The organism is Paenibacillus sp. Marseille-Q9583, assembly GCF_976954365.1.
Genome location: NZ_CDRJTB010000069.1, coordinates 25,558 through 35,443, shown reverse-complemented (window position 1 = coordinate 35,443; position 9,886 = coordinate 25,558). Strand labels below are relative to the sequence as shown.

Annotated in this window: 10 protein-coding genes; 2 read left to right on the top strand and 8 right to left on the bottom strand. The window is 45.0% G+C overall.

Features of this window, described 5'->3' with window-relative positions; translation table 11 throughout:
• Positions 1 to 71: 71 nt before the first annotated feature.
• From ACWNM1_RS24775 to ACWNM1_RS24745, 7 genes are all read right to left on the bottom strand, one after another.
• Positions 72 to 518, bottom strand: a complete 447-nt coding sequence (locus ACWNM1_RS24775) for a hypothetical protein (RefSeq protein ID WP_449603030.1) — start codon at positions 516 to 518, stop codon at positions 72 to 74.
• 720 nt (positions 519 to 1,238) lie between these two features.
• On the bottom strand, positions 1,239 to 2,231 hold the full coding sequence (locus tag ACWNM1_RS24770; protein ID WP_076300202.1) for an inorganic phosphate transporter: 993 nt from the start codon (positions 2,229 to 2,231) through the stop codon (positions 1,239 to 1,241).
• Between the two features lie 13 nt (positions 2,232 to 2,244).
• Entirely contained in the window at positions 2,245 to 2,862 is a 618-nt protein-coding gene (locus tag ACWNM1_RS24765; RefSeq protein WP_449603029.1) for a DUF47 domain-containing protein, read from the bottom strand.
• 202 nt (positions 2,863 to 3,064) lie between these two features.
• Positions 3,065 to 4,162 (bottom strand): DUF3048 domain-containing protein, encoded by a 1,098-nt coding sequence (locus ACWNM1_RS24760; RefSeq protein WP_449603028.1) that lies wholly within the window; start codon positions 4,160 to 4,162, stop codon positions 3,065 to 3,067.
• Between the two features lie 243 nt (positions 4,163 to 4,405).
• Positions 4,406 to 5,182 (bottom strand): DODA-type extradiol aromatic ring-opening family dioxygenase, encoded by a 777-nt coding sequence (locus ACWNM1_RS24755; protein WP_449603027.1) that lies wholly within the window; start codon positions 5,180 to 5,182, stop codon positions 4,406 to 4,408.
• A gap of 85 nt (positions 5,183 to 5,267) precedes the next feature.
• Entirely contained in the window at positions 5,268 to 6,098 is an 831-nt protein-coding gene (locus ACWNM1_RS24750) for an alpha/beta hydrolase family protein (protein WP_449603026.1), read from the bottom strand.
• 235 nt (positions 6,099 to 6,333) lie between these two features.
• Positions 6,334 to 6,537 (bottom strand): hypothetical protein, encoded by a 204-nt coding sequence (locus ACWNM1_RS24745; RefSeq protein ID WP_449603025.1) that lies wholly within the window; start codon positions 6,535 to 6,537, stop codon positions 6,334 to 6,336.
• Between the two features lie 183 nt (positions 6,538 to 6,720).
• Between ACWNM1_RS24745 and ACWNM1_RS24740 the strand changes: the two genes are divergently transcribed.
• Both ACWNM1_RS24740 and ACWNM1_RS24735 read left to right on the top strand, forming a co-directional pair.
• Entirely contained in the window at positions 6,721 to 7,383 is a 663-nt protein-coding gene (locus tag ACWNM1_RS24740; protein ID WP_449603024.1) for a DUF1129 family protein, read from the top strand.
• A gap of 47 nt (positions 7,384 to 7,430) precedes the next feature.
• Positions 7,431 to 8,372, top strand: a complete 942-nt coding sequence (locus tag ACWNM1_RS24735; RefSeq protein WP_449603023.1) for a hypothetical protein — start codon at positions 7,431 to 7,433, stop codon at positions 8,370 to 8,372.
• 86 nt (positions 8,373 to 8,458) lie between these two features.
• Here ACWNM1_RS24735 and ilvA read toward each other — a convergent pair whose 3' ends face one another.
• A complete protein-coding gene (gene ilvA / locus ACWNM1_RS24730) occupies positions 8,459 to 9,721 on the bottom strand; it encodes a threonine ammonia-lyase IlvA (protein WP_042184762.1) in 1,263 nt (420 codons plus the stop codon).
• Between the last annotated feature and the right edge of the window lie 165 nt (positions 9,722 to 9,886).

The window sequence follows — 9,886 nt, the reverse complement described above, 5'->3', positions numbered from 1 at the left end:
AAATTCTAACCCGCCGCCTAGATTCGACAGATGCACAAAAAGCTACGTCCAGACATAAGCTCATACGCACCTTATCCAAGCTTTAACCACTCTCGGTTATACGAGCTAGACTCTGCAAATCTGGGGCACTTATATCCTGCTTTATGCTTCTTCGACGCTATTTCGCCAATTCTGGGGTATTTATACCCCTCTTTATGCTTATACGACGCTATTTCACCAATTCTGGGGTATTTATACCCCTCTTTATGCTTATACGACGCCATTTCACCAATTCTGGGGGATTTATGCCCCTCTTTATGCTTCTTCGACGCTATTTCGCCAATTCTGGGGTATTTATACCCCTCTTTATGCTTATACGACGCTATTTCACCAATTCTGGGGTATTTATACCCCTCTTTATGCTTATACGACGCTATTTCACCAATTCTGGGGTATTTATACCCCTCTTTATGCTTATACGACGCTATTTCACCAATTTTGGGGTATTTATGCCCCTCTTTATGCTTATACGACGCCATTTCACCAATTCTGGGGTATTTATACCCCTCTTTATGCTTATACCACGCTATTTCACCAATTCAGGGGTATTTATACCCCTCTTTCCCCTTCATCGACGCTATTTTGCCAATTCTAGGGTATTTATGCCCCTCTTTATGCTTTTTCGATGCTATTTCACCAATTTCTGGGGTATTTATACCCCTCTTTATGCTTCTTCGACGCTATTTCACCAATTTCGGGGCACTTATATCCTGCTTTATACTTCTTCGACGCTATTTCACCAATTTTGGGGTATTTATACCCCTCTTTATGCTTCTTCGACGCTATTTCACCAATTCTGGGGTATTTATACCCCTCTTTATGCTTATACGACGCCATTTCACCAATTCAGGGGTATTTATACCCCTCTTTCCCCTTCATCGACGCTATTTTTCCAATTCTAGGGTATTTGTGCCCCTCTTTATGCTTTTTCGGCGTAACTTAGCTAATTCTACGGGTTTTATACCGTTCTTTCCCCTCCAATCGCCGAATCCCGTCATTTCTACGGGATTTATACCGTTCTTTCACCCTCCAATCGCCGAATCCCGTCAATTCTAGGGGATTTATACCGTTCTTTCCCCTCCAATCGCCCAATTCCGTCATTTCTTCGGGATTTATACCGCTCCCGCCCCACACCACCCAAACAACAAAAAAAGATGTCCGCAGCCAAAGGCTAACTGACATCTTTTTATTAAAGGGATTTAAAAAATGATTTTGAAAATCAGACCGGCTAATACCGCACTGATTGGAATCGTAATAAACCAAGTGACTACAATACGTCCAGCCACTCCCCATTTCACGGCAGAGAAGCGTTTTGCGGAGCCAACACCCAGGATTGCTGAAGTGATCGCGTGTGTGGAGCTGACTGGCAAATGAAGCAGTGTTGCCGAGAAAATAACGGAAGCCGCGGAAATATCAGCCGCGAAGCCGTTGATCGGCTCGATTTTGAAAATCTTCGTACCCATCGTCTTGATAATCTTCCAACCACCAATGGAGGTACCGAGTGCCATAGCCGTAGCCGCAGCAATCTTAACCCATAGAGGGATTACATCCATAGTCTCTTGGCGTCCTGATGTAACGAGGGCAAAGGTAATGATCCCCATCGCCTTCTGCGCATCATTCGTACCATGAGTAAACGACTGTAATGCCGCCGTCACAACCTGCATGGAACGGAAGCCCTTATTAACCGTATGTGGACTACGCTTTGCAAAAATCCATTTCAGGACTGTCATGATGATATAACCGATAACAAATGCAATAATTGGCGAGAAGATCAAGCCCTCGACAATTTCCACAAATCCGCCCCAGTTAATATGCGACGAACCTGCACCCACATATACTGCACCAGCCAAAGCGCCGATCAGTGCATGGGAGGAGGAGGACGGAATTCCGAGCCACCAGGTGATCAAATTCCAAATAATCGCAGCAATCAGCGTGGCTATTATGATATCCAGACCATTTTCCAGCAACGTGGGGTCTGTGATACTTCCGCCAATTTTCTTAGCTACACCTGTAAACATCAAAGCTCCGACAAAGTTCATCAGTGCCGCCATAATAATAGCTGTTCGAGGTTTTAACGCACGTGTAGAGACAGAGGTAGCAATCGCGTTGGCCGTATCATGGAAACCATTAATAAAGTCAAACGCAAGCGCGAGAAATATAACAATTCCAAGAATCCATATCGATGTTTCCATATTCTAGTACCCCTTATGAGTTGCGCATGATGATCGATTCCAACATGTTGGCTACATCTTCACATTTATCTGTAGTGGTCTCGAGTCGCTCATATAATTCCTTACGCTTAATCAGCTCAATCGGGTCCTTAACGGTTTCAAATAGAGCTTTGGTACAAATACGAAGGACTTCGTCCCCTTGATTCTCAAGGTCATTCAAACGGATCGTATATTCACGAATGGCCAGCAGCTTCTTCTGGGAAAGCAAATGAACCGCTTTTTGGATTTCATAAGCACACTGACGAAGGATTTCGGCAAATTGTACAATGTATTCATCCGGGTCAAGAAGGTTGTACATATAGAAACGTGAGGCAGATGCCTCCAAGCCATCAATGACATCATCCATGCTTGTAATCAAGTCCATAATGTCGTCACGCTCAAGTGGCGTAATGAACGTCTTGTTCAATTCCTTAATTACGGTGTGCGTGTAAGTATCACATTGGGATTCGTACTTCTTCATCTCTGCAGCGAAACCATCGACATTATTCTGGAGATCAGTGATATTCTGAGCAAAATAATCTGCAGCTTGGACAATGGTATCCGCCATATTTTCCAGCGTCTCAAAGAATATGTCCTTTTTTCTCAACTTCATTGTTTTAAACCCCTTTACATAATATTACCGTGAGTACAGAGTCACCCATATGTAAAAAGCATGAAAATGAATGACAACCCTTGTTATCTTAACATATCCGTAGAAGGTATAGAAGCTATAGAAATGAACTTTTTTACACTCTATTAACACTTACCCATAATTCCGAACACAAATCTGTATAACACTGGATATTCCGACTTTCTTAGGTTGCACTATCTGCTCCGCCGTATACCACATGACTGCTAAATGAAGGTGTATTAGGGACAACCAAAATATGGGTGATTCCTGGATACATTAGCTCTTCTTTACCATCCTTCACAAACCGAATCACATCACCTGGCTCACGCGACCATCTGCCCTTTGTGACCTGTCCCCGCTGAAAGAGCAGCGCTTCACCACCAAGCTCCACGTCAACCTGAAGTCTTCCAACATCATCAAGTACTTTATGATCGGAACCCATCACCATCACATTTGCAGCTTCTACTGGCTTATTGTTATTCAGATCCAAATGTGGTTTACCATTCACGTAACGCTGATAGGTCTGGAGCTGAGTATCGTATTTATAGTCAATTTTATAGCTTTTAAGTAAGAAGTTTACGTTAAACTCAGCGGCCTGTTCTCCGCCTGTTGGTATGTAATCTGGATTGTTAAAAAGATACCCTGGCACCTTCACACTTTTCTCATAACCCAGCTTCTCGGCACCTTCCCGCAGCTTCTCTGCATTACTGTAGAGATTATGAGGGGCTTTACGTGTTTTGTCCCGCCAGAAATAAGCTCCGGCACGACCGATTTCGTCCATATCTGCTTTTTTCTCTTTTTGCAAAATGGCATAAGCCGCGGGGCTCCCCCCGGCATGTACCGTCACACCACCGTAGCTCTCGCCAATATCGAGCAGATAAGGGCGAATACTGCGAATCGGTCCGATTTTGACCACTCCGGTATGACTTTGAAAAATACCAATTAACCGCGTAATGCCACCTTCAGCAAGGACCTCATATAAAATATCCGCTTCACTCACCCCCGATTGTGGCCGGGCCGCTGGAGCATTATTAATCATAACAGCTAAGGGACGTGGGAGACTGTTTTCAGAAACCGGAAGACCTGTTAATCCCGAAACAAGTTCAGCAGATGGATCTGCAGTAGGCGATGGCTGGATCGTTTCAATTGGCGCAGGATCTGCTGTAGGTTGCTGTGTCGGGGCAATTACATTATTTGCACTCTCTGTTCCGCAAGCGGAGAGCAATAGGGTACTTAGTACAATGGCAGATAATAGACGGGAAGAAGAGCAGTTTACTTTCATAAGCTTGTAGTTCCTCCTAAGCGTTTTATGTATCTTAACTGGTTTCTTCCATTTAATCACAGCCAGTCCCATTTGTCTTGATCCGCTTGCATCAAGTATGAACGACTTCAGCGTCCTTATTAGGACGATACACGTTTAAGCGAGAAATATAAGGATAATGCATAGCGTGAAACTTTTACTTTCTTATATTTTAAAAAAGGGCACAGCCGATCTCCGGCTGTACCCTGCGTGTATCTTATCCATTTAGTCTAGCTTCCAGCAATTGAGGCTTAATGTCCCATATTGATACGCTTGAAATATCCGCTCTGCCTTCCTGCTGCCATCCGCTGTTCCCATCGCATAAAAGAGAGGTGCGAAATGCTCTCTTCCGTAAGATGGAACCGCATCACGAACATGCGGAGCTTTTTTCTCATAAGCAAACAGTGAAGGTAAATCCCAAGATTCTAACCCCTTGGCAATCCATGCATCGAATTCAAGCGCCCACTCTTCAGGCTGATCACTTTCATTAAGCATCCGCAAATTGTGAACAAGTCCACCGCTTCCTATCAGCAGTATGCCTTCGTCACGCAGAGGGGCTAACATCCGCCCGATATTGTACTGTTCCTTGGGAGAACGTAGTGAATCGACGGATAAAGCGACTACCGGAATATCGGCTTTCGGAAACATTTTTTTCAGAATTACCCAGACTCCGTGATCGAGTCCTCGCCCCAAAACGGGCTGATGTGAAAGATTGTTACCCTTAAAGAGCTCGGAAATCCGCTTAGTTAGAGTTGGATCGCCTGGGGCTGGATAGGTCAGCGTATACATTTCTTCAGGGAATCCGTAGAAGTCGTGTTGTGTTTCATGCTTCTCATCCATGGTGAGTAGCTGTTCTGGGCTATCCCAGTGCGCTGAGAATACTACTATACCCCGTGGTGCTTCTAGTTCTTGACCAAGCCGCTCCAGAAAACGGGTATACTCGTTATCCTCCAGTGCGAGGAGCGGAGAACCGTGCGCGATAAAAAATGACGGTAATTTCATAGGATGCCAACCTCCATAACCCAGTATATGGTGTGCATCTTTATTTTACCGCTAATTTCAAGTTATTGCGAGTAAAGTCCATCACCTATATCATCCAATTTTGCCACTCTGTCTGCACATGCTCCTGTTCGTTCATCCACTCTCTTGTCCGCTTAAGCAGCTGCTGCTGTGCTGGCCCAGACGAAAAGGTATGATCACCTTGAAAAATGATCTCTTTATCGCATCGTCCCTCAGGACGCGTCCAGAATAATTTCTGGTAAAGAAATGCATAATCCACGGGGATGACATCATCAGACGTACCATGAATGACGAGCACATCACCACTGAATTTACTAGCCTCTTGGAAAGGCTGGAAGGCCGCCAAAGAATTGAAATATACCGGTGTGAACGAGTAGCCCACATAATCCGCTGATCCATTCTTCACCGATCGATCATACGCCTCCCGCCCTACAATTTTCACAATATCATTGAAGGGGTAACCCACGGAGGCCCACAGCACGAGATTCTTCACGCGGCGATCACGAATACTGGTCAGAAGCGCAACCGCCCCACCCAGACTGTGGCCAATCAGCGTCACACGCTGTGGGTCCACATCGGCAGAGCTAATTCCGTAATCGAGCACCGCTCTAGTCTGAGCGATCATCGACTCCATATCCTCCCCGCCGTAATTACCGCTGCTCTCGCCGCAGCCCGCATAGTCAAATCGAATGACCATATACCCGTCTTGCGCCAGTTCACGAGCTGCCTTGACAAAGATCCGATCAACACCAATCCGGTTACCGACAAATCCATGGCAGATTACAGCTAATGGCAATCTGTCCTTGCAACGTATGGAAGTTCCCTTCTCTTTACTCGGATAATGGATGCTCGCTGTCAATTCTTCGCCGTTATGCCGGATTACAATATTCCGTTCCATTGCCGTAACCTCCTATATTTAATCATTATTTTAATTTATTAGAATTCCGATTAACTTAGTGTGAATTATATTCTTATTATAAAGATTTCGCTCATATTGTCAACAGGAACGGGACAGATCCTAGTAATTTGCAAGAGCAAATTCGGCGTATAAAGCGGAACGTCAAACAGCCAGTCTCCACAATAATGTAGACTGGCTGTTTTTCAATCACGAGATGTGCTTCCAGGGCCGTCAATCAATCATAGCTGTCGTTAAACATTTCATGGGTTTCTTGACTGCCTTCCCAATCCTTAAGCGCGCCCTCTGTTGCTGGTTCTTCCGTGGAATTCCACATGCTGAATCCATCAGAGCCGCCCCAATCCCCCATTGAATGATTGGGCGTAGGCTCAGAACCGTTGCCCATGACTGTTCCCTGTTCCTTCTTGTTCTCATGTTCCATAAAGCTCCCAACCTTTCCCAAAGCTATATTGATCAAGCAACAACATTATCAGTGTTCACTCTTATAAAAGGATTATGCATAGGAAAATAGAAATGCTTGTCCTTGCGCTGACCTGTCAGGCAAACGTATACTCTAGGTTAAAGACTATACCGATTAACACTATTGGAGGTTTACATCCACATTATGAAAGTGAAAGATATGATTAAGGAAAATAACGCCCTGCGCGAGCAGATGACGCCTTTCAATCGATCCTATTTTGAAGATATGATCCTAACGATGCGGGCCAGTCGGGTAGAAGCTCTCCGCGCTGAAGAACTTTTACTAGATGCAGCCAAGCTGCTTCTGAAAGAACAAAAGAAAGGAAAAAATGCCAAACAGGTGTTTGGCGAGAATCCGGATGATTATTTTAAAGAGATCATAGACAGCGTTCCCACACGCCCGGCGCGTAGCAAATGGAACTATTACTTAATGATTCCCTGCGCGGCTCTAACCTGTTTGTTCGGGATCTTAGCTATAGGGGGACTCTTCTTGCAATGGACTAACGGATCCTCCGGGATGTTCGGAGAGATTAGCCTCTTCACCCTCTTCGCTGTGGGGGCAGGTTCCATTATCTTGATCGAACTTATTATGAAATGGTTAACCTCCTTGTCTGAGGGGGATGCACCTAAAGCCAAGCCCTTTGATATCAAAGGCCTTGGCGTCTATATCGGAATCGCCGTAGTTGCCGTATTCATTGGCTTGTACCTCGACCGATTGTTTCCGGTCATTACTTTATCCCCGTGGGTAAGCTTAATTGTTTCCCTGATTGGGGCAATTGGACTTAAGTTTATATTTTTTAGAAAATAAAAGTCATGCTCCACCCATATTTCATCCGATAGACAGGGGGAACTTTCATGAATAAGAAGCAATATATTCTCTATTCTGTTCTAGCAGTAACATTGGGACTAGGCGCGGTACCTATAGGTACGATTCAAGCAGAAGGCGCTGCCAGCCCTCCTGTGGGAAGCACTAAGGCAAATCCTTTGACAGTAAACAACAATCATGCGGAGGCTATCTATAAAGCAGCATTGCCGCTGTTGTCTTCCTCTAACAAGTTACCCGAAGCTATTAAATATTTGAACGCCAATATGTATGCGGTAGGTTCGTATCGTGCCACGATAATGACACTGAAGCTTGAGAATTTGCACAAGGCGGCGCTTCCGGCATGGGAGAGCAAATTCAGTACCAGCAATGTCCAGCGGAAGCTCACCGCCATCTATAAGGCTGGCGCTAGTATGAAGACCCTTGCTGATGCCACAGAAGATCTCACTCTGCGCACCCTGCTGAAGAGTGCCAGCGAAAATGGATATAAACTGGAGACCGCGGAAGGCACTTTTTTCCCGGTGATCGATTATGAGGCTTACCGCAAATATAAGCTTTATGTCACTGACGATATCAGCGCGTATCTATCCATTATGGCTACGGAATCTGATCTGCCCTCCTCCAAGGATAACGGGCTGGTCATTGGTTGGACCGATGTAGCTGCGCGAGCACTTTCTCAAGAGCAATTCATTCAAAATTATCCGAAATCGAACCGAATCTCAGCCGTGAAATCCTTATATTCTACCTACGTTAACAATACGTTTTACGGCCAGAATAACACGCCCCTATTCCATTATGACAATCTTGAAATGGACTTAGAGGCGCAGAAAGCCTACTCTAGCATTCTCACCAAGAATAAAGACAATAGCCCTTTCCTGCAGAAACTAGAAGGCTTCATGAAATTAATGAAGGACAAAGATTATAAATTAACTGATGAAGTCGAACAATACCGTAAGACTGAATTACCTCTCTAGTATGATATACAAAAGGCCCGTCCCTATTCATTCTGGGACGGGCCTTTCTGTGTTCATTAACGAAATGATTAAAGTGATGAAAGAAATTAAATAAGGATGTTAAAGAGATTGGAATCCTTATTGATTTCTACATAATCTACACCCTTCTGCTGCATCCGTTCGATAAGTGGTTCATATGCTTCAATGGACAATAGCTCTATGCCTACAAGCGCGGGACCATTCTCCTTATCATGCTTCTTGATGTACTCGAAACGGGTAATATCATCCTCTGGACCGAGGATTTCGTCCAAGAATTCACGCAGGGCACCTGCCCGTTGTGGGAAGTTCACCATGAAGTAGTGCTTTAAGCCTTCGTAAATCAGTGACCGCTCTTTGATCTCCTGCATACGGTCAATATCGTTGTTCCCCCCACTAATGATACAGACAACCGTCTTCCCGCGGATTTGATCACGGTACTGATCAAGTGCTGCGATAGGTAAGGAACCCGCTGGCTCAACCACTATAGCATTCTCGTTATATAGCTCCAGAATGGTGGTACAAGCCTTGCCTTCAGGCACCATCACGATGTCATCCAGATGCCGGGAACAAATATCATAAGTCAGTCCGCCAACGCGCTTTACAGCCGCTCCGTCCACGAACTTGTTAATTTCTTTTAGCGTTACCACTTCTCCAAGCTTGATCGCTTCAGTCATTGAAGCAGCACCAAGCGGTTCCACACCAATCAACTTAGTGGATGGACTCACCGTCTTCACATAAGTGGCTATTCCTGCTGCCAAACCGCCCCCACCAATCGTTACGAACATAAAATCCGCAGGATGATCCAGGTTCTCCATCACTTCCATCGCTATCGTTCCATTGCCTGCAATAATTCTCGGCTCATCAAACGGGTGGATCAACGTCATACCATGGTCTATACAAGCTTGCAGCGCTTCATCATAAGCATCATCGAAAGTATCGCCCTTCAGAATGACCTCAACAAACTCGCCGCCGAACCGCCGTACTTGTTTAACCTTCTGGTTAGGTGTTGTGCTTGGCATATATACCTTGCCCTTAATTCCAAGTGCCTTGCAGGAATAGGCTACACCTTGTGCGTGATTTCCTGCACTCGCGCAGACAATACCTTTGGCTCTATCTTCTGCGGATAGACTACGAATCATATTATAAGCTCCGCGGATTTTAAAAGAACGGACAATCTGCAAATCTTCGCGTTTCAAATATACATCGCAATCATACTTGGCCGATAGTACGGCATCACGCTGTAGTGGAGTCCGGATGATGACCTCCCGTAGTACGTGATGAGCCCGTACGATATCTTCCATTCCTACGATTCGGTCTTCCTCTTCTCTCATAACCCTCTCGCCTCACTATCATCTATTCATTCTACTTCTTGTAAACATACTCTCCCAAAGACATTTTTTCAAGCATTGTCCGCTGGACGCAATACAATTAATGATGCAAATTTTATACTTTCTTATATTAAAAAAAAGACTACAGGAATCTCCCATAGCCTCTTT